Origin of the sequence: Sediminicola luteus (assembly GCF_002514735.1) — a bacterium.
Lineage (GTDB): Bacteria > Bacteroidota > Bacteroidia > Flavobacteriales > Flavobacteriaceae > HQA918.
In genome coordinates, this window is sequence record NZ_NBWU01000001.1 from 1,194,811 (window position 1) to 1,219,636 (window position 24,826).

General features: G+C 45.2%; 23 protein-coding genes. 9 read left to right on the plus strand and 14 right to left on the minus strand.

Annotated features, from left to right (window positions below; translation table 11 throughout):
* Nucleotides 1-128 precede the first annotated feature (128 nt).
* The 4 genes from B7P33_RS11860 (at nt 129) to B7P33_RS11875 (ending at nt 1,736) form a co-directional block, all read left to right on the plus strand.
* The gene (locus B7P33_RS11860; RefSeq protein ID WP_097442172.1) at nt 129-674 is read left to right on the plus strand and encodes a hypothetical protein; all 546 of its coding nucleotides are present in this window, start codon (nt 129-131) and stop codon (nt 672-674) included.
* Between the two features lie 42 nt (nt 675-716).
* Nucleotides 717-1,082 carry an MFS transporter gene (locus tag B7P33_RS11865; RefSeq protein ID WP_141402464.1) on the plus strand — a complete coding sequence of 122 codons (366 nt, stop codon included), beginning with the start codon at nt 717-719 and terminating at the stop codon, nt 1,080-1,082.
* A gap of 130 nt (nt 1,083-1,212) precedes the next feature.
* Nucleotides 1,213-1,431, plus strand: a complete 219-nt coding sequence (locus B7P33_RS11870) for a hypothetical protein (RefSeq protein WP_097442174.1) — start codon at nt 1,213-1,215, stop codon at nt 1,429-1,431.
* On the plus strand, nt 1,431-1,736 hold the full coding sequence (locus B7P33_RS11875) for a type II toxin-antitoxin system RelE/ParE family toxin (protein WP_097442175.1): 306 nt from the start codon (nt 1,431-1,433) through the stop codon (nt 1,734-1,736). The genes B7P33_RS11870 and B7P33_RS11875 overlap by 1 nt, the downstream gene beginning before the upstream one ends.
* Before the next feature lie 119 nt (nt 1,737-1,855).
* Here B7P33_RS11875 and B7P33_RS11880 read toward each other — a convergent pair whose 3' ends face one another.
* The 7 genes from B7P33_RS11880 to B7P33_RS11915 all read right to left on the minus strand — a co-directional run bounded on the left by B7P33_RS11880 (nt 1,856) and on the right by B7P33_RS11915 (nt 8,385).
* Nucleotides 1,856-2,572 (minus strand): hypothetical protein, encoded by a 717-nt coding sequence (locus B7P33_RS11880; protein WP_097442176.1) that lies wholly within the window; start codon nt 2,570-2,572, stop codon nt 1,856-1,858.
* A 415-nt stretch (nt 2,573-2,987) separates the two neighbouring features.
* Entirely contained in the window at nt 2,988-3,278 is a 291-nt protein-coding gene (locus tag B7P33_RS11885) for a helix-turn-helix domain-containing protein (protein ID WP_097442177.1), read from the minus strand.
* A 2-nt stretch (nt 3,279-3,280) separates the two neighbouring features.
* Nucleotides 3,281-3,619 carry a type II toxin-antitoxin system RelE/ParE family toxin gene (locus B7P33_RS11890; RefSeq protein WP_097442178.1) on the minus strand — a complete coding sequence of 113 codons (339 nt, stop codon included), beginning with the start codon at nt 3,617-3,619 and terminating at the stop codon, nt 3,281-3,283.
* Between the two features lie 106 nt (nt 3,620-3,725).
* Nucleotides 3,726-4,619: a sialate O-acetylesterase gene (locus B7P33_RS11895; protein ID WP_216359383.1), complete on the minus strand. Its 894-nt coding sequence runs from the start codon at nt 4,617-4,619 to the stop codon at nt 3,726-3,728.
* Nucleotides 4,616-5,212: a hypothetical protein gene (locus B7P33_RS11900; RefSeq protein WP_097442180.1), complete on the minus strand. Its 597-nt coding sequence runs from the start codon at nt 5,210-5,212 to the stop codon at nt 4,616-4,618. Before B7P33_RS11900 ends, B7P33_RS11895 begins: the two co-directional genes overlap by 4 nt.
* Before the next feature lie 3 nt (nt 5,213-5,215).
* Nucleotides 5,216-6,301 carry an acyltransferase family protein gene (locus tag B7P33_RS11905; RefSeq protein WP_097442181.1) on the minus strand — a complete coding sequence of 362 codons (1,086 nt, stop codon included), beginning with the start codon at nt 6,299-6,301 and terminating at the stop codon, nt 5,216-5,218.
* A 275-nt stretch (nt 6,302-6,576) separates the two neighbouring features.
* The gene (locus B7P33_RS11915; RefSeq protein WP_097442183.1) at nt 6,577-8,385 is read right to left on the minus strand and encodes a sodium:solute symporter family protein; all 1,809 of its coding nucleotides are present in this window, start codon (nt 8,383-8,385) and stop codon (nt 6,577-6,579) included.
* An 87-nt stretch (nt 8,386-8,472) separates the two neighbouring features.
* On the opposite strand from B7P33_RS11915, the gene B7P33_RS11920 reads away from it, so the two are divergent.
* From B7P33_RS11920 to B7P33_RS11935, 4 genes are all read left to right on the plus strand, one after another.
* Nucleotides 8,473-9,210: a sulfite exporter TauE/SafE family protein gene (locus B7P33_RS11920; protein ID WP_097442184.1), complete on the plus strand. Its 738-nt coding sequence runs from the start codon at nt 8,473-8,475 to the stop codon at nt 9,208-9,210.
* 64 nt (nt 9,211-9,274) lie between these two features.
* Nucleotides 9,275-9,658, plus strand: a complete 384-nt coding sequence (locus B7P33_RS11925; protein ID WP_172435927.1) for a VOC family protein — start codon at nt 9,275-9,277, stop codon at nt 9,656-9,658.
* 7 nt (nt 9,659-9,665) lie between these two features.
* Nucleotides 9,666-10,814, plus strand: a complete 1,149-nt coding sequence (locus tag B7P33_RS11930) for a helix-turn-helix domain-containing protein (RefSeq protein WP_097442185.1) — start codon at nt 9,666-9,668, stop codon at nt 10,812-10,814.
* A gap of 5 nt (nt 10,815-10,819) precedes the next feature.
* Nucleotides 10,820-11,974 (plus strand): serine hydrolase domain-containing protein, encoded by a 1,155-nt coding sequence (locus B7P33_RS11935; RefSeq protein WP_097442186.1) that lies wholly within the window; start codon nt 10,820-10,822, stop codon nt 11,972-11,974.
* Between the two features lie 46 nt (nt 11,975-12,020).
* Here B7P33_RS11935 and B7P33_RS11940 read toward each other — a convergent pair whose 3' ends face one another.
* The 7 genes from B7P33_RS11940 to B7P33_RS11970 all read right to left on the minus strand — a co-directional run bounded on the left by B7P33_RS11940 (nt 12,021) and on the right by B7P33_RS11970 (nt 23,971).
* On the minus strand, nt 12,021-13,142 hold the full coding sequence (locus tag B7P33_RS11940) for a sulfatase-like hydrolase/transferase (RefSeq protein ID WP_141402465.1): 1,122 nt from the start codon (nt 13,140-13,142) through the stop codon (nt 12,021-12,023).
* 1 nt (nt 13,143) lies between these two features.
* Nucleotides 13,144-14,745 (minus strand): purple acid phosphatase family protein, encoded by a 1,602-nt coding sequence (locus tag B7P33_RS11945; RefSeq protein WP_097442187.1) that lies wholly within the window; start codon nt 14,743-14,745, stop codon nt 13,144-13,146.
* 12 nt (nt 14,746-14,757) lie between these two features.
* Nucleotides 14,758-16,119: a (R)-1-hydroxy-2-aminoethylphosphonate ammonia-lyase gene (gene pbfA / locus B7P33_RS11950; RefSeq protein WP_097442188.1), complete on the minus strand. Its 1,362-nt coding sequence runs from the start codon at nt 16,117-16,119 to the stop codon at nt 14,758-14,760.
* Nucleotides 16,106-17,371, minus strand: a complete 1,266-nt coding sequence (locus B7P33_RS11955) for an MBL fold metallo-hydrolase (protein WP_245871761.1) — start codon at nt 17,369-17,371, stop codon at nt 16,106-16,108. The genes pbfA and B7P33_RS11955 overlap by 14 nt, the downstream gene beginning before the upstream one ends.
* Nucleotides 17,372-17,374: 3 nt before the next feature.
* The gene (locus B7P33_RS11960) at nt 17,375-19,057 is read right to left on the minus strand and encodes an alkaline phosphatase family protein (RefSeq protein ID WP_245871763.1); all 1,683 of its coding nucleotides are present in this window, start codon (nt 19,055-19,057) and stop codon (nt 17,375-17,377) included.
* Nucleotides 19,058-19,310: 253 nt separating this feature from the next.
* The gene (locus B7P33_RS11965) at nt 19,311-20,753 is read right to left on the minus strand and encodes a SusD/RagB family nutrient-binding outer membrane lipoprotein (RefSeq protein WP_097442191.1); all 1,443 of its coding nucleotides are present in this window, start codon (nt 20,751-20,753) and stop codon (nt 19,311-19,313) included.
* A gap of 20 nt (nt 20,754-20,773) precedes the next feature.
* A complete protein-coding gene (locus B7P33_RS11970) occupies nt 20,774-23,971 on the minus strand; it encodes a SusC/RagA family TonB-linked outer membrane protein (RefSeq protein ID WP_097442330.1) in 3,198 nt (1,065 codons plus the stop codon).
* 266 nt (nt 23,972-24,237) lie between these two features.
* Between B7P33_RS11970 and B7P33_RS11975 the strand changes: the two genes are divergently transcribed.
* Nucleotides 24,238-24,804 carry a helix-turn-helix domain-containing protein gene (locus B7P33_RS11975; protein ID WP_097442192.1) on the plus strand — a complete coding sequence of 189 codons (567 nt, stop codon included), beginning with the start codon at nt 24,238-24,240 and terminating at the stop codon, nt 24,802-24,804.
* Nucleotides 24,805-24,826: the final 22 nt, after the last annotated feature.

Consider the following 24,826-nt stretch of genomic DNA (forward strand, 5'->3'; position numbering starts at 1 on the left):
AGTATCCTAGATTTAATCGAAACCAAGATAATGCGACTTCTCCCCTCGGTCGAAGTGACATGTGGCAGCTATTTTAGGGGACATTTGATTTGTAACATTCGACTTTCGACTTTTTGTATCTTCATCCCATGAAAACCGTACTATCCTTTTTATTCCTGTTTTTAGGGGTATTTTCCATATCATCTGATAAAGCACAATTGGTTCGCGATTATATTGCGGCCGGTAATACGAATACTTTTAGTGAAGTGGCGCCTTTTCTAGATGCGGGTTATAAAGAGCTGTTTATCGACGGGAGCGAAGAGGTTAAAAACCTGGCCCATTTACAAGAAATGATGGCCTGGCGTAAGGTAATGCAATCGCAGATTGAGTTGTTGGATATAAAATCGAAGGGCGATACGGTGGTTACCACCGAAAAACACCAAAACCTACTCGATTCTTACCTCAAACGCATGCCCCGTACCTTTAAAATAAAGTATGTGGTAGAAGCGGGAAAAATACAACAGGCCCTTATAGATACGGTTCCGGGTTATGGGCAGATCTTACGAAGCAACGGGGAGAAACTAATGGCCTTTCATACCTATTGCCATAAGAATAATCTAAACGTCGACTTCTCCCGGAAACCCGAAGGGGCCCGGTCGGTATTGGAAGCTTTAGAACAATATAGTAAACGCTAAACGTTATGGGAAATCGTTTGAAACTGCTTCAATTCATTCATATTGCCCTTTGTGCAGGGGTATGTTTCGCCTATTTTGATCTTGGCCTATATGTTTGGCATAGATCCCGCCCGATTGCCCGAAATAGACGGAAGTAATGCGGTGTATTTGGCGATTCCGTTTATAGCCCTTTTAGTTGGGCAATGGTTGTTTAAAAAGTTGGTTAATGGGGTAGACCCAAAACTAAGTTTTGAAGATAAACTACCCACTTATACAACCGCTGCTATAGTGCGATGGGCTATGTTGGAAGGCGGTGCCCTTTTGCTGGTTATTTTGGCCCCGGAATTCTTTTTGATCGGCCTGTTGCTGATTCTTTATATGGTCTGGTTAAGACCCACCCGTTTTCGAATCGAGAGTGAGTTGGTATAACCGTCGGGTCTTTGGTGTGGAGGTGTTTGATCGTACTTCCGGTAGCAAGTATGTTCAACGATTGCCCGTGGGTTAATAGGTCATCAAAACAATCCCCATCTTGTTTTCTTATCTTTGATAAAAAGGGGATATGGATTTACAGCAATCTAAAATAGCATTGGCCAAACTAATTTTGGATATTGATAGTCAGGAGCTTATTGATAAAATCCTAAGGGTGGTGCAACAAGATTCCCCTGATTTTTGGGATAGTTTAAGTGAAGCTGAAAAGGAAGAAATCGCCTTAGGAATCAAACAATTGGATCAAGGAAAAGGAGTACCCCTTCAAAAGGTGCTTAAAGATATTTCGTGATGGATGTTTTCCTATCACCATTGGCCATTACCAAATTAAAAGATTTGGTGGATTATCTGGAAATGGCTTGGGGGCAAAAAGTAAAACAGCGCTTTCTACAAAGGCTTGAAGCAAAAATCGAGCAACTAAAACAACATCCCAAGAGTTGCCCAAAATCCAAGGTGTATAAGGGCATTTACAAATGTGTTTTAAGTAAACAAACCAGTTTCTTTTATCGAATCAATACTGAATTGAAGGCCATTGAAATCATTTCTATTTTCGATAATAGACAAGACCCGGACACTATTTCTCTAACAGATAAGTAACTGAGGTGAGAAATAGATGTATGAAAAACCATGCGACCTCTCCCCCCGAATGCTCTGGGTCGAAGTGACAGCCTGCTAATGTTTAGGGGTTCACCGACATTAGACTTTCGACTGACTCTCTAAAACTTTACCTCTTCGGTCAGAAGTTTGATTAATTCGGGATCGTCCTTGAATTTTTCCTCAAAATTAAAGACTACCCTTTTAAAGGGGTTATAGCCCAACTCGACCAGTTTGCGATTTCTAAAACCGTCGATAAAGCGGTAGACGATGAATTGGTTCGCATCTGGATTGGCTTCAAAATAGGCTTCCAGTTTTTGGGCGAGTTCGTCGCGCCATTGTAGGGAGGTCATTAAATCTTCGCGGCTTACCTCGTCGAGTCCGGGGGCCTTTTCCAGTTGCTCTATTTGGGCTGGACTATACCAGCTTTGGGCCATTAGGCTTTTCCATTCGGCCACGGCATGATTTTCGTTATTCGCGGCCAGGGCCTTGGCTTCATTCCCCATTTCTACAGGGATAATGTCCAAACGGGAACCGTCTTCGGCTTCGGCCAATTGAAAAAGGATGTATTTATTGGATTTCTTTTCGCTTTTGACCAAGATCAGGTTGTTGTCGAGTCGCTTTTCCACGCTCATTTTTTCCGTCATTTTGGGGTCGCCTTCGCGGCCTACATATTCAAATAGAACGGCGTCTTTGCTAAATGTGGCTTTTCTTAGATCGCCACCCATGGTGTGCATAAACCAAGTGTCGGCCGTTGGCAGTTGTCCGAAGCCATAAAGGGAAACGAATAATAAAGCGATTAGGGCTAGGCGAGATGGTCTGGTTGGTAGTTTGTACATTGGATTTGTTTATTGATGCGGCAATAATAACAACATAATCCAGCGGCTTACCCCAAAATTGTATGGTTGTCACTATTTCCGGTTTAATTGGAAATTTTTGAGCTCTTAAATTGAATTGGAACCTCAATTATCGAAAAGAAAGGCAGGCCTGCATAGCTTATGATACGACAGGCTAGTATGCATAAATGTTGCGCAATGAGGTCTGATATTTAGTGGGTAGTAACTCTAACTAAGTTCGTGAATCAAGAGTGGAACTCTCTGTGATGCTCTGTGCTACTCCGTGAAAATCTGTGCAATAGCACAAAAGACTCAAGTTACACAGAGTCACGTCGAGAAGACGCAGAGTTACACTGAGAAAATACGTCAGGGTTTCAATAGATTACATTAAACCTTGATTCGCATTAAGTTTTTAAGGTTACCCTATCGATATATGTAGTTGTTTGCCAAGCCCAATCTCGATTAACTTATAATAAGTTGAAATTTGGATATCACTAATACCCCTTTCAATTCGGGAAATATAACTTTTTTTGGTACCCGTTTTTTCGGCCAATTCCTCTTGGGTCATATTGGCTTCTTTACGGGCTTCTTTAAGCATGGCGCCTAACCGAAAGGCTAAAGAATCGGCATCGAATGTATCGCGTTGGGCCGTTCCTTTTTCGCCGTATTTATCAATAAGGATATCTTCAAAATTCGTTATATCGTTCAAAATCAAATGTTTTTAGTTTTTAAATATTCTTTTTTAAGTTTTTCGGCAAGCTTGATTTCGCTTTTAGGCGTTTTCTGTGTTTTCTTGACAAAACAGTTCGTTAATACCACAAGGCTCCCCTCATCAAAAAAACATAAAATACGGATACTTTTAAAAGTCGTAATTACCCTTACTTCGTAAATACCATCTGTACTTTCGAGGGCTTTAAAGAATTTTCTTGGTACACGTTTTTCAAAACGGATGAGGTCCAGCACGTATTCAATCTTAAGCTGTACTTTTTCATCTTGGGACTTATAAAACGAAATAAAGTAATGTTTATATGCAATAATCCTTCTTACCACAACACAAAGTTAACTAATTAGTTAACAAATGAAGCACGGTTTGATGGTTTTGTATATAAAAACTATTAGCGGTTGTGTGGTTCTAGTAGCTTGGCTGTAAGGTGGTTTACTCTAATAGTTTGTATAAGGCCTCAGCAAATTGCTGACCCAAATCGATATAACCGGCGCTGTCGTAGTGCCAGGGGTCAGAGTAGGCATAGTAGCGGGTAGATCTGACAATGGCTGCCCTTTCGTCGGAACGGACAAAGGCTTCTTGGGCGTGCTGCACCAGTTCGCCATACTTCCAGACCTTACCTTCGGTATTGTTCCAAGAATCCGAGATCTTGCCGATGACCACCGGAATATCGTCTTGGCGCAAAGCGGCCCGGATCAAATCCATCAGCCGTTTTAAGTGGACCTCGTACTTGCGGGCCACTTCTTCATTGGCAGCATCACTTTCCCCTTGCATCCAAACGATGCCCGAGGGAATGATGTGGTCCGTGATACCATTACCATCGATATCCGTATCGGCCAAGGCTTGGTTTAGGGTCTTTAGAAAATGGTCGTATTGGTTAAGGCCATTCTTTCCTCGAAAATCCGGTTCCCATGATCCAAAATGCCGGGCTGCCGTACTATCTAATGAGGTACCTCCGCGCGAGTATTTGATAAAAGCGATTTTTTCTCCCGGATATAGGGCTTGTAGGCGTTTGGCCATACTTAACTCTACGCCAAAACGATCGCCCAGGGTATTCTGTTTTCCGTTCGATGCAAAGCCGCGGCCATGGCCGGGTTTAAGGGGCTCCCAAAACCCGTGCCCACCGTCTAGCGCTTCATCCGGTGCCGGGTTACCATGGAAAATATAAACGTTTTCGTAGCCGGTCTTGAGGGAATCGGGCAAATCTTTGGTATAGCCAAAACCATCCATATTCGATTGGCCACCCAAATAGAACAGCCGGATGTTTTCGGTTTTTTGGCCCAAGGCCAATAGTGGGAGTAGGGTGAATAGCAGACGGAGTTTCATGGTTTTTGGTGGCATTGGTTGTTATAAAAAGCGATGACTTCGTTGGGCAAATTCAATCGTTTGTCGTTGATATCCTTTACCAAATTGGGGCAATCGGAAAAGAAACGCGACAACACCTTCTTTTTTAATCCGAATACACCTTGGGTAACCCGGACAAGCTCGGGTTGATTGGCTTTTCTAAAATAATCTATAGTGTCGATATAACCCGATTCGTGATCCCGATATTCTATTTGGTAATGTATGGCCCTTCCGGTGCAGAGTTGTTTTACAAAGGCAAACTCTCCACTGGAGTCTATGCGATACGCTTCATTAAAAAAGCTACCTGAAGGTTTTAAAGCCAGCCTGACAAAAAGATCGTTACCCCGTTTATAGGCCTGGATTTTTTTAGAGGCGAAACGTTTTTTCCCTGCTTCCCCCTGGTAACGGATCTTGGTCAATAGCCCGCCAAAGGGCTCGGCTTTGCGATCCATAATCTTGCCATACAGGGTATCGCCATTATTCAAAACCACAAACCCTTCTTTGTATCCGTCCTGGGCCGTAACCGACAGCAGTACAAACAAAAAGAAGGGTATTACGGAACCGAAGTTTTTCAAGGTTTATACTTTGATAAATATTTTCTTTTTATACATCCAGGCAGCCAAGAACATATAAAAGGCTACTACCGTGAGACCGTATAACAAAGAGGATAGTTTAACCGCCATAAAATCGTGTACATAAATGGTGTTGAACAACCAACCATGTAAAGAGGTGTCGCCCACTTTGATCAAGCCCATGATCTTGGAGATGAAACTGCTCAAAAAGTATACCGTAATGGCATTGGCACCCACCTTTTTGAAAATGGTACCAAAAACAATATCCTTAACATCGGTAAGGTAATAGATCAGGGCCAAAAAGAGGTTGGCCCAACCGGCGGTAACCAAAACGAAAGAGCTGGTCCAAAGGGCTTTGTTGATCGGAAAGACCATATTCCAGAGATAGCCCAATACCAAGAGCCCAACCCCTAAAAGCAGCATATCCTTTACCTTGTTTTCGCGTTTCGACAATAAAATAAGACCGGTAAAAATACCCAAGAGGCTACTACAAATGGCGGGTAAGGAGCTTAAAAGCCCTTCGGGATCGTAGTCGGGTTGCCACATATGGGTACCTAGTACGTTCAGATCTATATAATTGGCCCAGTTGTGTGGGGCACGATCAAAGGTGGGGGCCATACCGTTCAGGGGTACATAACCCATAAACAACCAATAACCGACCAAAATGGCCACACAAATACCTAAAATGGTTTTCCAATTGCAGTTTAAAAAGAGGATGGCCGCAAAAAAGAAAGAGATACCGATACGTTGCAATACCCCTGGGAAACGGATAAACTCAAAGTCTTTGATAAAAGGAAAACTCAGCGTAAAGGCGCCTAAAAAGAGTCCGAGCCCAATGAGTTTTAAAGTACGGATGCTTATTTTCTTATAGGTGCCCGCATTAGGGGTACGCCCTTTATAGGCGAATACGATAGAGGTACCTACGATAAAGAGGAAAAAGGGAAACACCAGATCGGTTGGGGTGTAGCCGTGCCATTTGGCATGTAAAAAAGGGGCATACACATGGCTCCAGGTGCCTGGGGTGTTCACCAAAATCATTAGAGCAATGGTGAGCCCGCGAAAGATGTCTACGGAAATAATGCGTTGTTTCATGGTCGTTTGGTTGTAGTGGTTTTTAGTTGTTTAGAGAACCTACACAAAACGGTAGGTTCCTTTTCCTTTTTGGTTTACCAAGGAAAAGGCCAAACAAGATACGCAATAGCCCTGATCGATAAAAACGGATTTTTACCCATTTCCCATGATAGTTTGCCATGGCCGGGTAAAGCGGTGGAAAAAGGAGTGGGTTCAAAACAAAAAGGCCCCGAATCCGGAGCCTTTTAATCATTATCTATAGTCTTTTTTCTATGGTCTATTCTCCATATTCTGGACTAAAGTATATCTTTTCGAATCTTTTTCCAGGCTCGGGCCAATAAGAATCCGGATACAATAGCGGTTGCCGTTAGGGCCATGGCTGCCGTGGTTTTTCCATAGATCCAATAACCTGTGGCGAACATACAGGAATAAATGAGTACACAACCCAATAGCATGGCCGAAATACCTGCGGGTACACTCCATTTTTGACCGGGTTCTACCACCTCTACGGCATCTACACGGGCATCGTCTACCACTTTGGCCCAGCCAGGACCTCCGGGCTGTATCTTTTTATAGAACGAACGTAATACTTCGTTCGATTCGGGTTGGGTCAGAAAAGTGGCGGCCAACCATATAGCGGTGGTTATGATCACGACGAACGGAATCTCGGCCCAAGCGGGCATCATTCCGGCATCGCCGAACAATAGTGGCCCCAAGGCGGTGGTCTTGAGTAAAATGGATAAGATACCCGAGGCGAACATGGCCGTAATCTCCGACCAGGCATTTATACGCCACCAGAACCAACGCAGGATAAAGATAAGTCCGGTACCAGCACCGAACACTAGCAATAGGCTGAACAACTGCATGGCGTTTTGCATCAATAGGGCAAGACCGGCACTGAGTACCATTAAGATTACGGTAGAGATTCGACCCACGGCTACCAAACGCTTTTCGGAAGCATCTGGGTTGACTTGTTTTTTATAGAAATCGTAGACTACATAAGACGAACCCCAGTTCAATTGGGTAGAAATCGTACTCATATAGGCGGCCACCAAAGAGGCCAAAACGATACCCAATAAGCCGCTGGGTAGCTTGGTCAGCATGGCCGAATAGGCCAAATCATGACCCAATTTCCCTTCTTCTACATTCGGAAAGGCTTCGGCTATACTGGCAACATCTGGATATACTACCAAAGAGGCCAAAGCGACCAAAATCCAGGGCCAAGGTCTTAGGGCATAGTGCATGATGTTAAAGAAAAAGGTGGCTCCAATGGCATGGTTTTCGTCTTTGGCGGCCAACATACGCTGGGCGATATAACCCCCACCGCCAGGTTCGGCACCGGGGTACCACGAGCTCCACCATTGTACGGCCAACGGTATCACCAATAAGGTAATCACTGCCTCGGTATTACTGAATTCGGGTAGTATCGATAATTTTCCGGCTACGTTTTCGTGGGTCAATAGGGCTTCGATACCGCCAACTTCGGGCAGATTTACCAAATAAACCGCAGCACCTATGGCACCTCCCATGGCTACGAAGAACAACAAGAAATCGGTATAAACCACCCCTTTAAAACCGCCCAAGGCACTAAAGGTTACGGTAATTAAACCAGCACCTACAACGGTTTGCCAAGGATCCAAGCCTAACATTACCCCACCGATCTTAATAGCGGCCAAGGTCACGGCACTCATGGTAATTACGTTAAAGATTACCCCTAGGTATATGGCCCTAAATTTACGCAGAAAACTTGCCGGGGCACCCCCATAGCGCAATTCGTAAAACTCCAGGTCGGTATTTACGTTCGATTTACGCCAGAGTTTGGCATAGACGAAAACGGTTAAAAGTCCCGTGATCAAAAAGGCCCACCAGACCCAGTTACCCGACACCCCATTACTACGAACGATATCGGTTACCAAATTGGGTGTATCGGTAGAAAAGGTAGTAGCCACCATAGAGAGGCCCAAAAGCCACCAAGGCATGGTACGACCCGAAAGGAAATATTCAGAAGAACTCTTACCAGACGATTTGGAGACATAGATCCCGATGCCCAGCACCAGGGTAAAAAAGATGATTATCAGACTGTAATCTAAGGTTGATAACTGCATGGGTTTGGATTTTGGTAAGCGTTAAAGATATTATTTTTTTTGGATTGCCTCCGGGCCCTTCGCTAATTGGTTTATCTTGGCCCATTAATGGAAATCTCCACCACTTCTTGGATCTTGGCCAACCTGGGTATTTTTATACTCGGTATCTCTAAATCGGGGCTTAAAGGTATCGGTATCGTTATCGTGACCTTAATGGCATTGGCCTTTGGGGCCAAGGCCTCTACCGGGTTGATCGTACCGCTGTTGGTGGTGGGTGATATTTTCGCGGCCGCGTATTATCGCCGGCATGTAGAGTGGAAATATATGTGGCGTTTTCTCCCTTGGATCGTAGTGGGCCTATTGATCGGAACCGCTATCGGAAAAGATTTGCCCGAAGCCCTTTTTAAATGGTGTATGGCCGCTATTATTTTGTTAAGTGTGGGCCTTATGTGGTGGTGGGATCTACGCAAATCTAAAAAAGTCCCAACCCATTGGACCTTTGGGGGTGTCATGGGCATTGTAGCCGGAACCACCTCAATGATCGGGAATTTGGCCGGGGTGTTTTCCAATATTTTCTTTTTGGCCATGCGCCTGCCCAAAAATGCCTTTATAGGTACCGCGGCCTGGGTGTTTTTGGTCGTGAATATTGTTAAGCTGCCTTTTCATATTTTTATTTGGGAAACCATTAGTTGGGATACCTTGGTAATCAATGCCAAATTGTTACCGGCCTTGATTATTGGGTTGTTATCGGGGGTGCGCATCGTTAGGGCCATTGCCGATACCCACTATCGTAAAATGATCTTGATCCTTACCGCCTTTGGTGCCTTAATGTTGTTGTTGCGGTAACCCGGAACTTGACAGGATTTTGAAACCTGTCAGGTTTGGCAGACTAACATTCAAAAAACACACAATGGACACCGATACTATACTGGGTTTACGAACCACTATTTACAAAGTACCTGATTTAGAAAAGGCCAAAGCTTGGTATGCCAAGGCCTTTGCGACCCCACCTTATTTTGACGAACCTTTTTATGTAGGTTTTAATATAGGTGGGTACGAGTTGGGGTTGTTACCTGAAGAAAAGGCTAAAACAGAGAAAGGCGATAATGTGCTTTCGTATTGGGGGGTTACCGACATTCAAAAACAATACGAAAATCTGTTATCGCTAGGGGCAAGGGAACATGAGGCGCCCCACGGGGTAGGTGGTCCGTTACAAGTAGCCACCGTATACGACCCTTGGGACAATGTTATAGGGTTGATTTTTAATCCCACCTTTAAGGCACAACGGCAATAACCCTATTATGTCTGCACAATTCAGTTGGTTCGATCTTATTGTAATTGTCGGTATCGTTCAAGGTATAGTTAGCACTGGTCTTTTACTTTTTCGACGGAAGGGAAATACGGCTAGATTGTTCCTGGGGCTAGCCATTTTGGCCTTTTGTCTTTTAAGTTTTAAAATACTATTGCTTACCCTTGGCTTATGGGAAATACCTTTTTGGCGCTACTTTCCTTTAGGGGTCGATTTGTCCATTGCTCCATTATTGTACCTCTATACCCTGGCCTTGGTAAGACCGAACTTTAGTTGGAAAATGAAGCATCTATGGCTTTTTGCACCGTTTTTCCTTTTTGAATTGTTTGCCCTTTGGGTTTATGTTAGTTTATGGCCGTTGGAAGATATAGTTGCAAAAGACTTACGGGCTGCTTCATTTTATTTTGAGGTGGTGAAAGACTTTGAAGACCTATTAACACTCTTAACGGCATTATTGGGCATTGGTTTTAGTCTTAGGGAAGTGGCTACCTATCGAAAACTAATCAATTCCGATACCTCGGATACCTCAATTACACAGTTAAAATGGCTGTTTAACGTATTGGTCATTATGTGCCCTTTGGTGGCTATTATGTTGGTCAATACAATTTTAGATGATGTGTTCGATTATGGTAATAGCAAGTTCTTTCGTTGGCAACTGTTCTATCTTGTCGTGGCAGCTTTGGTGTATTATCTCGGTTTTGAGGGGTATAGAAGACATTCGGCTTGGCCCAAACTGAAATTTGTCACTCCTAAGGGTAAGGGTAAACCCAAAATTTCTGTAGATCGTATGAACGATATCCAATCGCGCTTCCTTCAACTAATGACGAAAGAAAAATGGTACCTAAACGCTCAGCTTAGCTCCAAAATGGTCGTCGATGCCTTAGGAATTGATGCAAATGATTTGTCCCAAACCTTAAAATATCGCTTTAATAGCAACTTTAGGGAGTTGATCAACCAATATCGTGTTCAAGAGGTAAAAGGGTTATTGATGGATCCAGAAAAGAAACATCTTTCCATTCTTGGGAAAGCCTATGAGGCCGGATTTAATTCGGAGGCCAGCTTTTACCGCATTTTTAAAAAGGAAACTGGGCAATCTCCCAAAGCATTTATTGCGAAAAAGAACTCTCAAAAAGAAAAATAAGAGGTTTGGCAACAGAAAATGCCACTACTTGTGCCCATCAAAAAACGAAAATGATGGAATACAAGAACATGGTAAAACGTGGCTTGGCCCTATGTGGCCTACTTAGCCTTTTAAGTTGTGGGGGTCATAAACCTCAATTCGTGGGCAAACCTTTACTTAAACACGATTCGGTACAACAAACAGGTTATGATACCACGAAATTAAGTGCCCTAAGCCAATTTATTAAAGATAGTTCCCGTACTACCGGAATGGTTGTTTTATACGATGGCAAAGTGCTATTCGAATATGGCGATGTATCGCAAGTAAGTTATTTGGCATCGTGTCGCAAGAGTATCTTAAGTATGCTCTATGGGAAACATATAACCAATGGTACTATAGATCTAAATGAAACCATTGGTAATCTAGGTATAGAAGAAGACGATGGTCTATTACCCATAGAAAAACAGGCAACCGTAGATCATATTATTACGGCGCGCTCCGGTGTATTTCATTTGCCCGCCAATGGGGGTTACGATACCCGAAATGTAAAAACGCGGGGTTCTGTAAAGCCGGGTTCTTATTTTCTGTACAACAATTGGGATTTTAACGTTGGCGGGGCCATTTTGGAACAATACACGGGCCAGTCTGTCTATAAAGAGCTTCAGGAACAGTTGGCCATTCCCCTGGGTTTTGAAGATTGGAACCTGAAAAACCAAAAGAAAAAATGGAATAAACGCAAATCGCGTTATGCGGCCTATCATATCTATGTTTCGCCACGCGATTTGGCTAAAATGGGGCAATTGATGCTAAACAAGGGTAAATGGAATGATGAACAATTAATCCCAAAATCATGGGTAGACCAATCTACATCCATGGTTACACCGGTTGATACCGTAAACGCTAGAAATGGATGGACACATAACGATATGCCCCAGTTATCGTATGGTTATATGTGGTGGTTGTTGGAATCCTTTAAAGATAACGCCGATTACGAAGGTGCCTTTAGCGCCACCGGTTGGGGAGGGCAATTTCTCACCGTGATCCCAAAACGAAAACTAGTGATCGCCCATATGACCAAGATGGACAAACTTTCGTTATGGGGCTTTCACTACAAGGGTGTTAGCGACCTAACCTATTGGAAAATTGTTGATAGATTAATGCAATCGCAAACTACAAAATGACCTTTAAATAGTTAAAAATAAAGGGGTTTAGGTATCTGGAGTCGTTTTATTCTAAATCCAATGCCTTACCTGTCATTCCCGCCGAGGGTTTTAACCTAAGGGCCTGTAATACGGTTGGGGCAATTTGATTGGTATAGAACTGTTCTTGGACTTTGATTTCGCCTTTTGCACTTACATTTTTCCCAAATGCAATTAACCACACTTGCCCGGCCCCTTTGATATCACTTCCATGGCTTTTCCAGGTTTTAAGCGGCTGGGTTCCCCTACCATGATCGGTAGTGATTAAAAAGAGGGTGTTGTCTTTGTAAAAGGGGTCGTTTTGGGTAAAATGCCACAGTTCTTTGATGAGGCCATCGGTCTTGCGGGCCGATCGCAAATAGGCATCGTATTCGCCATCGTGGGCAAAGTCGTCGGTCTCGCCATAAGCGATATAGACCAAACTGGGGTGTGCCTTTTTCATATGTTCCAAGGCATAGTGATGGGTAAAGGCATCGAGGCGGACAGAACCCCAAGGGCTTGGGATCTGGTCTTGTAGCTGGTTTAAGAACCGCTCTTTATCGCTAAGGTCTTGGCCGCTGGCCTTACGGAATCCGGCATTGACGGGAATACCCGCTCGTTTTTCGTTTACGATGGATGGAAAAACGTCCCAGCTACCAAAAGCAGCTACTTTTCCGGTATAGCGGGCATCGTTTTGGGCCAATTCCAATAGGGTGGTATTCGGATTCGGAATCTTGTCGTTGCTGGTAATACGGGCATCATCGGCCTGGCCTGATAAGATCTCGTTATAACCCGGGTAGGAGAACCACATACTATTGGTCAGATCCATTTTAGAACCCAAGTTTCGGTTGCCATGCAGTTGTCCCATTTTAGAAACCTCTTGCCAAAGGAAGGGAAAGAGGGCCTCGCGACGACTTTGGGCATCTTCGCGCCAGAAATCGGCCTTGAGTCCGTCGGTATCGTGCACATAGTCTTTGTTGCCGATCAATTGGGCGTCGGCCCCACCAAATAACTCTTGCCATCGTAGGCCATCCAACGTAATCAGGACCACTTTGGTGTCCTGGGCCCAACTTGGGTTGCTTAGTGTTAGCAGAAAAAGAAAGGGTAAAAGGTAAAAGGATGATTTTCGACATCCATGAAAGACGGATACTTTGCTAAGTTTTAATACCATGTTATTTGGTTTTTGCGGAGGTTCGGAATTCTTGTGCATCGCTCCAGTGACTCCAATTTAAATGTTGATCTCTATAGCGAACACGCCAGTAGTAGGTGGTGTTGGGCGATAGGCGGTGTACTTTTTCATCCCTAAGGTCGTCGTCTTTTTGACGGTTTTCGTTATAGTACCAGTTCTCGAACTGTTTCCAGCTTTCGAACACCATTTTCTTAAAATCGGTAGTGGCCGAAATTTGCCAGTGGGCCGCCCCATGAAATGCATGGGGCATACTAGAGGCGAAATCACCGGCTTTGAGTACGAAGCCTTTAAAATCTACAGATTCATCTACCGGAAACACTGCTTTTGGTGTATCGGGTAACACGGCCTTGCGGTAAACCGTGATACTGTCGGTACGTACGTTATCTTCAGGCGTTATGGTATTGCCCCTTGAAATTCGCTTTAAAGTGAATTTGGGGTTATCGCGATCGCCATCTACCTCAACCAGTACAAAACCGTATTTGTCCTCAGAAATACTGAATTCTTCATAATCGCGGCCTTCAAATTCACCCCAGTTGTCTATGGCACCACCGGCACTGGCTACGTTTACCATTAGGTGTTTGTGGTCGCGCGACTGGCCCCTCGAATAGCCGTGGGTATGCCCATAAAAGTGAATGCTGGGTTTGCCCGAATCGTTTGTGAATTTTTCCAATAATTTAACCACTTTGGTGCTGAACTCTTCTTCACCCGGAATCCATAACTCCGATTTATGCGGATGGTGCAATTGGGCAAAAACAAAGTCTATTTCCCCGTTTTTGGCTGTTTCTTTCAACACCCTTTCCAACCAAAGCATTTGCTGTTTGAGGTTGCGGTAACCGTCGTTGGAATCTAACCCGATGATTCGTACGTTACCATGGTCTTTATACCACCAATGTTCGGCATAGGCAGGGTGGCCGTTTTTGGGTAATTCGAAATAGCGGAAATAAAAATCGGAATTATGTTCGTGGTTTCCGGGGGCTGGATAAACGGGAACCTTAGAGAATAATTTTTGGGCCGGATTAAAGAAATGATCTTTCCACTGATGGAAAACCGAACCGCTCTGTACCAAATCGCCCGGTACCATAACAAAGGCCAACTCTTCTTCCAATTTTGGGCCGTATTCCTTTTCTACATAGGGTAAAATTCCCTGATTGACGATTTCATGGAATTTTCTGGGTTCATGGCTATCGAACTGCATATCGCTCATGGCCACTAGGCGGAAATCTTTTTCATCTTGAACAAAGGGAGGGGTCTTGAACTGGAAAATATCCGAGCGGGTCTTGCCCGTCTTTACCCGATAGTAATAGGTGGTAAAGCGTTTTAGATCTTCTAAGACTACTTTGTGGATCTTGCGTGCGCTAAAATCAATCTCGTAATCGCGTCCACTGGCTTTTTTTCCCAATTTTGGGGTGAGGCCGTATTCTACCACCGATTCACCACCGGTATTGGTCTGCCACATGATCGTCATACGGTGGGGTTCGGCATCTTGCAGATAGGGTTGTATTTCAATTTCAGTGGTGTTCTGGGCCCAAAGCCCGCTTTCAAGGCCCACTAGGGCACATAGAAGTATGAGGTAATTCGTTTTCACTGCTAGTTTATTTTATTGGTGTTCTTGGTTCGATACGTTTGCAATACTTTCTTCAACATAGTCTAGGGCCCGGGCCAAGTCGGGTCTGGAAATGGTCAATGCGGGCGACAATTGGATGACGTTGCCGGCCGAAACCTTAAAGCTTAAGCCTTTTTCGAGACAGCTATACATTACTTTTTCTGCGGCTTCTACGGCTTTTTCCTTGCTCAGTCGGTCTTTTACCAATTCCACGCCCCATAATAGCCCTTTTCCACGTATATCTCCAACGATATTATACTTGTTTTGTATGGTATGTAAGCGGGTTTTGATGAATTCTCCATCATTTTGGGCTTTTTGTACTAGGTCTTCGGATTCAATGATCTCTAAGGTAGTGAGTCCGGCGGTAGCCCCGAGCGGACTTTTCTCATGGGTATAATGACCGAGGGAGATATGGGCGAATTGGTTATAGGCATCCCTACATACCAGGGCCGCTTGTGGAAAAATGCCGCCGCCCAATCCTTTACCCAAACATAAAATATCGGGTTGTATACCGTAATGTTCAAAGGCGAAAAGTGCTCCGGTACGCCCCAATGCAATGGGAATCTCATCCAAGATCAGTAGTACCCCATGGGCATTGCAAAGGGCACGTGCCTTTTTCCAGAAATTTTCTGAAGGAAATTGGGCATCGGTATTTCGGATGGTCTCGGCCATAAAGGCCCCGATGTCGCCTTCTTTGGTAAAGACGTATTCTAAATATTCCAGGCATTTTTCTTCTTGGCCTTCAAAAATGCCCCGGTAGGTAATCGGGGGAGGTATACGCTCTACACCAGGCATCAAGGGTCCCATATGTTCGCGAAACACCGCCTCGCCCCCAACACCTATGGCATCTAAAGAGGCCCCATGGAAAGAATCCCAAAAAGAGACGACCTTGTGTTTTCCGGTAACGGCCCGGGCCAGTTTTAAGGCCATCCCGATTACGGCCGTACCACTGGGTGCCAAAAGTACCCGGTTGAGGTCCCCGGGTAAGGATTCGGCCAATTTTTGGGCAAAGTTGATGGCCGGAATGTTGGTGTACCTACGGGTGCTAAAACTGAGTTGCTGCATTTGTTCGTATAGGCGTTGTACCAACTTCGGATGCGAAAAACCCAATTGATGTACATTGTTCCCATGAAAATCGAGGTAGGCTTTACCGTTGAGATTCCGGATGTTGGGCCCGTCGCAATGTTGTAGTACGTCTAAACATGGGGTAGACATGGATTGATGCAGAAAGTAGCGGGCATCTTTTTGAAGCCAGGCTTGTGTTTCTTTGTCTGTATGATCGGCCCACCATTGTTCGCGTGCGGGGGTACCGTTAATATCGCCTTCGGTACGGTAATGCGTTTTATCTAGATCCATAGGGTCCGAATATTTTTGTGATTTCCCTTTTTGGGTTGCGGTCGTTGAGTATGTATACCCAATATTGCGAACCGCCGGGGACTACCCGAATTAGTATGTGGCCTTGTTGACTTTTATAGCGATCTAGTTTACCACCGATGACCAGTTTATTGGGGGTAAGCATGGCCGTTGAAAATACATCGCGCGGACCGGGATAGGTTTGGGTAGATAAGATGCGGCGTAGTACTTCTTCACCGGGGTGGTCACTAGACCAAAGCTGTTGTACCCAAATCCGGGGCCGCAGGCTTCTAACATAAAAAGGGTTCTGCGAGTCGCGATTACCATGATGGTTTAAGGTAGCGACATCTACCGGACCAACCACTGGGGCAATATGCGATTCGACACTATTAAAGTCGGTTTGGCCCAAACCATCGATACCGCCTATATCGCCACCGGTAAAATAATCGAAGGCCCCATAGGAGATTTTGATACAACTGCTCAATGGATTTTCGCCCGGATAATCGCCTGATTTGAATAGGGCATAGGTTTTTTCACCTTCACCGGTCCATATTTGACCATTTACCGCAATATTGCGTACCGAAAATTCCGGGAAGGCTTCCGGTCGGTATCGCATGGCGATCTGGGTGTCGCTTCCGGCAATCAGGGTCTCGTGTTCCAATCCGTTTTTGGCATGGTAATCCGTAAATTTCCAAAGTTCTTTTAAGGTGGGGATCATTCCGAATTTGTCACCACCAAACCGTTTCTGCACCTCGGGATCCTTTAAGTTCAAGGGATATTCGTAGCCGCGGTCGATTAAGGTTTTGATAGGTATTCCGTGACCCACACCCATAATCCCGGTTAGGGCATAATCGCCATCATTGGCTCTAGGGCGTAAAGCATCCAATTCACCAAAATGATCATCGTGGTAATGGGTAATCAAAGCGTAATCGAGCTCTGGTTTTTCTTTTTTCGGCGCGAATTGCTGGATGTAACCTACGATCCATTCCGATACACTTTTATCGGCATTGGGCATACGTGGGGTATTGCGCTCCGATACGGTTCGTGGGTGGGTGTCGGAAGTATCGCCCGCATCGATTAGTAGACTGGTGCCATCTGGGAAAACGGCATAGGCACAATCGCCCCGACCCGTGCTAAGGTGGTGTATGTCTAAATAACCTTCTTGCCATGGGGGCAGGGTACCCCCAATCGTTTGGGCTTTGGCGGGCATTCCCCATAACAGGAGTAAAACTATAATCAGCCTAATCGTACGCATGGGCTAGTTTTTAGGGTACAAAAGGTGGGCCGGTAGGGTTTGTTTTACATACTCGGGCCCTTTGAACTTTACATCGAGATGGTAACCACCGCCGCCGTTAAAATAGTCTACCCGTATGCGGTGCCGGCCCGTTTCCAATGCTAAGGCCCCGCCTTTTTCCCGCACCCCATGATCGCCGTCGTTATCTACGATCAAACGGTCGTTTATATACAGTTTACTACCATCGTCACTATGGGTATAGAAGGTGTATAGTCCGGGCGTGTCGATTTGTATTTCACCTTGAAAACGGATGGCGATATGTGCTTCACCTTCCCCGGCCGATTTTAGGATGTTGGAGGAAAATTCATAGGTTTTTCCTTCGGAAGAGGGGGTCAGGGCGTCGAAATTGGGCAAAACCGTTAGGCTTTCTAACGGATAGGTTGAATAGCGAAGCCCGTTAGGGCCTTCTGGGGAAACAAAGCGAAAATCGGCCTGGGCCAAGGTGCTTACCAATTGCTTGTCTACAAAAATACCGGCACGGACTACGGCGGGTTCTTTTATGGGTAGGGGTTGGGTGTACAAGGGCGATTTTTCAGTGGGATTTTCACCATTCAGGGTAAAACGGATCTCGCCTTTCTGATTTGGGTTGTACAGTTCTAAAACGGCTTCTTCGTTTAGGAACAGTCCGCCCGGATTGGCAAAATGACCCTGATCGGGTTTTACGATCGGGGCCTCAAAACGTTCGGGCTTGGTATAGGTAGGTTGGGCATTGGGTTGGCCTTCGAAGGCTTCCAGTACGGGTCTGCCGATCCAAGCTTGGGGCATTTCCAGACCAAAGGCATAGGCCACCGTAGCGGCATTATCGTACTGCATTACGGTGTTTTGAATGGTATACCCTTTTTTAATTCCGGGGCCGTATAGAATAAAGGGGATCTCCATTTCGGCCAAGGTTTCGCCTCCATGACCCGTGCCCAAACCGCCATGATCGGCAGAGAGCAAAAAGAGGGTTTCGTCAAAAATCCCGGCTTCTTTAGTGGCTTGTAGTATGGCCCCGGCCAAACTGTCGGCCTTGGCCACGGCGGCATAGTATTCGGGGCTTCCATGTCCTTGGGCATGTCCGGCATGATCTACATGGTCTAAGTGGATAAAGGTAAAATGGGGCCTATGTTCCTTAATATAATCTACCGCGGCCTGAGTGGTTTTGTCTTCATGGTCGCCATCGATATCAAAATCTACGGTAGCCTTGTCGAAAAGCCTGCCAAAGCCATCCCAGTCGTATATGGCGCCCACATGGGCATCGATACGTTGGTGGGCGAAAAGGTCGAAAATGGTAGGAAAGGTACCGTTGGCCGTAGCCACATTGGGAGGTAAAATGTGATTGTTCTTTTCCCAGGCATTACTGGTTATGCCATGATGTTCTGGGCCGGCACCCATGATCATGGCCGCCCAATTGGGGCTGGAACTTGAGGGTAAGACCGATCGGGCATGCAGCGTTGCACTACCTTGGGCCATAAGGGAATCCAATACCGGGGTGTGGGCCTTGCGAATACCATCGGGACTCATACCATCGAAACCGATAACGATGAGGTGTTTTACCGGTGCTTGTTTTTTTTCCGTTGGGTTGCAAGACAAAAGTCCTGTAAGTGGTGCCAGAACCAAGAGGTAGCGCCAAAGGTGTTTTACATAATCCATAGTGTTCGAATTCATGTTATTTAGAGACTGTTTTGAAATGTGTGATTGGAATTTTTATAGGTTGTTTTTGATGCCCTATGAGGCAAAATTTTTAAGCATAGCAGGGCTACGGTTCAAAATTTTAACGAAATAGGGCGCAAACCTGCCACCGGCAGGCGGGAAGAAGCATAAAAAAACAATTGACATATTTCAAAACAGTCTCTTATACGCCAAAGGGATTACCCGATCTAACGGATAATCCCAATAACTGTTTATTATGGACGGAGATTTAGTAACGGTCTCCGGTTTCCCACCAACCTTTAATGTTGATGTCGTTACCGCCAATGGCTTGAATGGCGGCTTCGTAGTTCTCTTTGTTATCGTTCTGCTCCGATTCCGGATAAAGGAAACGTACTGGGTAACGATCTTGGTTCAAGTTATCTGGGCCAGCTTCCAAAGCCGGAAGTCCGGTACGACGGTAGTTGAACCATCCTTGGAAATCGACATTCCACAAGGCCAAGGTCTTTTGGGTCAACAACAACTCCAGCGTACCATCGTAGGCTACGGCCTCTTGGGCCAAATAAGTGGTAATGTCTTCGGCTGCAACGCCCCAATACCCTAAACTGGCTTCGATACCGGCATTGTAATAAGTTTCGGCATCGCCAGAGATAAACCCACGCTGGGCGGCTTCGGCCAATATAAACTGAACTTCCGAGTTTTTGATGATAAAGGCCTCGGCATCGGTGCGGGAGAAGTAGAATAGGTTTACATCCAATCGGCACGGACTGAACTCATCGTCATAGGCCCTAGCGTTGTCTTGGTTCAGACCGATTGGGATACCCACCCAGTTGCCATCGGTATTGCGATCGAACCAAATGTCTAATCGGGGGTCGTTAAAACGGGTCAAATACTCCAATCCGGTGGTACATAGACTTTTTTCATCAAATCCGCCGATACGGCCGGTACTTTCTGGCCAAGAATCGGTATTGGTGGTACCGCTGAACTGTAAAATGGCATTGTCGGCGTTGTCCATAATGTAGTTTCCGCCAGAGACTATGGCCTGCATTTCGCTGCTTACATCCCTTCTTTTAGAGATTCGCATGAGGTAACGCAGACGTAACGAATTGGCCAAACGACGCCATTTTAAGGGATCTCCGTTATGGATGACATCGCCAGAGTTTCCGGGAATGGCCTCGTTTTTGGCAAAAGCGGCATCGGCATCGGCCAAATCTTGCAATACCCCGTTATAGATATCTTCCTGATTATCGTACTTAGGTTTAAAGATACCTTCGGTCTTACCCAAAAGCGCTTCTGAATAAGGCACATTGATGTACATATCGGTCAAGTTCGCAAAACAAAGGGCCCTCATAGTTAGGGCAATACCCTCATAAGTGCTGTTCTGTGAACCTTCGGTACGCGAGATTTCCAAAATATCGTTTACCTCAGGCAGAATGTTATAGTAGAAAGACCACATGCCTTCATCGTCCCATTCGAACTGTCCAAAACCAGGAAAGTTGTTCTTGGCCATCAATTGGGTAATGGTGTTACCATCGTCATAACCATCGTCGGTCAAACGGCGGGTAATCTCTGAAGTAACCGTAGCGGTAAGTAGGTTCGCACTTACGTTTTCCGGGCGGTTAGGGTTCATGTTCGTCGCCTCGAAGTCGTCGGTACAGCCTACCAACATTGCCCCGGCCAGAACTGTTGCGCTAAGAATCTTATATATTTTCATCTTGTTTTTTCTTTAGGAAATTAGAATTGTACGTTTAGGTTAAGACCAAAACTACGGGTGCTTGGTAAGGCCATATCTTCTACACCTGGTACAATGGTAGCACCGGAGAAAGAGATGGTTTCAGGATCTACATGTGGGTTTTCGGTCCAAAGGGCCAGGTTACGGCCTACCAAGGCGATGCTGGCGGCTTGTATCGGGGTTTTCTCCAAGATTTTTCGTGGAAAATTGTAGCCTAAACGTATTTCCCTAAGTTTTACATAAGTAGCGTCGAACATAGAGCTTTCCTCGTTACTACGCTTGTATACATGGGAATAATAGTTAGAGGCGGCTACGTTTTGGGTATTCGGGGTATAGGTGCCGTCGCCATTATCGATAACGCCTTCGGCAACAATGCCACTTTCCCTACCGGGCACAGTGAAATCCAACATACCTGTGGTACCCCCGATCGCAACGGTACGGGAGTGGAATACCCCACCTTGACGCCAATCGAACAATACGCTTAGGTCAAAGTTTTTGTATTTGAAATTGTTCTGGAAACCTAACATAAAGTCGGGGTTGTAGTTACCCAGATTACGCAATTCACTGCTACGAATAGGTAGCCCTGAATTCTCATCGATGATCCATTGACCATGGTAAGGACTGTTTTTGTCGTCCACTTTTTCGAAACCGGTACCATATACACTACCAATACGCTCACCTATTTCGGCGCCCACGATCAGGTAGTTACTGGCCGTTCTGTAGAAGTCGAGATCATCGATCAATTCGTTTACCTTACCACGGTTCATGGTGAAGTTAATGTTGGTTTGCCACATAAAGTTGTCGGTAACCACGGGCTTGGCACCCAAAGTAATCTCGAGACCCTTGTTCTCTAGTTCACCGGCATTTACGAAACGTGAACTAAATCCGGAAGTAGTGGAAACCGGCAAAGAGATCAATTGGTTTTTGGTCCGGGCTTTGTATACGGCGATATCTAGGTTTAATCGACTTTGGAAGAAACGTAGGTCTGCCCCGATTTCAAAAGAATCGGTAAGCTCAGGTTTTAAGTTTTCGTTTGGTAGCTCGGATGGAGAATATACCCTCGAGTTTCCGTTAAAAGGGGTACCGAAACCATAGGTAGGCGCCAAACGGTAGGGGTCGGTATCGTTACCTACAGAGGCCCAACCGGCACGAAGCTTGGCGAAGCTAATCGCCTCAGGCATTTCGAACATATCCGAAAGAATGGCACTGGCATTTACCGATGGGTAAAAATAGCTCCAGTTTTCCTTAGGTAGGGTAGAAGACCAGTCGTTACGGGCGGTTAAATCGAGGAACAACATGTTCTTATAGGCCAAATTGGCGAAGGCATATACACTGTTCACTTTCTTTTTCGAATCCCAGTCGGTAGACGATAACGGCTCGGCGGCATTATCGAAGTTGTATACACCGGGTACCGACAAAGAGTTGGCACTGATCCTTTGGTAACTGTTTTTGTTCGATCTGTGGTTGGCACCTACAGAAGCCCCCAATTCCAAGTCTTCGTTAATGTCGGTATTATAGCTCAACAAGAAATCGGTATTCTGCTCAAAGCCGTAGATATAATCTTCACGGTATTGTCCGTTGGGGAAACGCTGTGTAGAATAGGCCCTTTTACGTTTATCGATCTCGTTGGAGTAGTCTAGACCGGTACGTACCATTAAATTGAACTTATCGCCCAATTTCATATCGGCCCTCATGTTTCCGATCAAACGATCTTTGTTGAAACCGTTGGTGTTTTCATGAACCGTGAAGTAAGGGTTGTCGTGGTAGTTATAGTTATAGTTGAATTGTTGGATACCTTCTAAACCTGGCTGCCAGTAATCTTTTAAAGAGTTCATATCGATATGACGGCCGAACCAGATCCATAGGTACATAATGTTCTCTGTACCATAAGAGTTGTTCGGGCGGTTACGTGAACCACTGTTTACATAGTTCATAGAACCACTCACCTTTAACCAATCGGTAAGGTTGTATGAGCCGTTAATGGCGTAAGTGCGACGCTTAAAGTTAGAGTTGGGTACGATACTCTCACTCTGTAGATCGGTAAACGATACCCTGAAATTACCATCTTCGTTACCTCCGGAAAGGGCCACGTTATTACTCATGGTAAATCCGGTACGAAAGAAATCTTCGATATTACCGGGTTGAGGGGAAAATGGGGTGGCGATGATCTCATCGGCAAAGGTACCATCGGCATTTCTGGGGCGAAGGTTTACATCACCGGCCCTAAAACCTGAGGTGGTCGGACTATCGTGTTGCGGAATCAATTGACCATTCATGGCCGGACCCCAACTTTCGTCTACGTGGTCGTTTACACCACCGGTCAAAGAACGGTTTTGACCGCCATCGCCAAAGGCGAACTGACCATTGGAACCTTGTCCGTAAACGTCTTGGTATTTAGGCATGGTCAAGATAGTCTCGAAGGTGGTGTTGTTGGTAACACTAACCCCGATACCACGTGATTTGGTACCACTTTTGGTGGTAATAAGAATGACACCATTACCACCACGGGAGCCGTAAAGTGCGGTAGCACTAGGCCCTTTTAGTACGGTCATACTCTCTACATCGTCTGGGTTAATGTCCATGGCCCCGTTTCCGAAATCCACTTCCATATTACCATCTCCACTGTTGCTACTTACATCGTTGTTGATCGGAATACCATCTACCACGAACAAAGGCGAGTTGTTGGTAAAAGAACTTTCTCCCCTTATTATAATATTGGAAGTACCTCCTATACCCGAGTTTCCCCCGGTTACCTGAACCCCGGCCATTTTACCGGCCAGTGAGTTAACTACGTTTACTTCTTTGGCTTGGGTAATCTCGTCTCCAGAAACTTCTTGGATGGCATACCCCAGTTTCTTGGTTTCCCTTTTTATACCCAAGGCGGTAACCACGACCTCGTCCAGTTCTTGGGAAGCCGGTTGTAATACCACTTGAATATTCGATTTGCCCGCGGTAGGTACCTCTTGATCGGTGTAACCTACATAAGACACTAATAATACAGCATCGTTCGCTGGTACCTCAATGGTAAAATTACCATCGAAATCGGTCGATGTTCCCGAAGAACTTCCTTTCACTACTATGGTAGCGCCCGGCAAGGGAATGTTGTTCTCGTCTAGGACCGTTCCCGTGATATTTTGTTGGGAATAGCCCGTGATAATGGCGAATAAGGCCAAAATCAGAGTTAGTTTGCTTTTCATCATTTCTTTCGTATTTGTAAACTTTAGTTGATATTGGTTCGGCAAATATCCAAGGGTGAGGTTAATAGAAAAGGCTATTTATATTAAATGATCGCAACTTTTATATTAAGATTGTTATTAAAGTGTTAAGGCGATAAATAGTAACATATAGTAAAATTCTGTTATTCTTATAGCGTGTAGGAAAAAGGAGGGTGTTATGGCAGTTGGCTCCCGTATGAAAACGAGAAGCGGACGATTTGCTTTTTCGTTATTAAGTGTATTTTTGGGCTATGGACAACTACATTATCGGTATTGGAAAACGGATCAAGGAGATTCGCAAGCAGAACCAACAGACCATTAGCGAGCTGGCCCAAAAGGCAGAGGTAAGCGGGGGGTTGATCTCGCGAATAGAAAATGGGCGTACGGTACCCTCGCTTCCGGTTCTTTTTAAGATTATCGCTTCTTTGGATGTAGAGGTGACCGATTTTTTTAAGGCCATGCCGCATATGAACGGAAGTCCGTTTTTGGTTTCCCGCAAGGCAGATCATAGTGTTATCGAAAAAGAAGATGAGGCCGTTGGTTTTACCTATGAATATATTTTTGGAAAACAGTTGAGCGCCCAAGGTTTTGAAACGGTTTTACTAACCGTATCCCCCGATTCGAAACGGGATCAGGTAATTACCGATGCCTTCGAATTCAAATATGTTTTATCTGGGGAGTGTGTGTACCAGATAGACCAAGAAGAGGTGTTGGTGTGTGAGGGCGATAGTATTTTCTTTGACGGACGTATTCCGCATGTGCCTATTAACAGGAGTAAAACACCTTGTCGAATGTTGGTAATCTACTTCTTTATGTAGGACCTACCCCCAGCTTAAAATT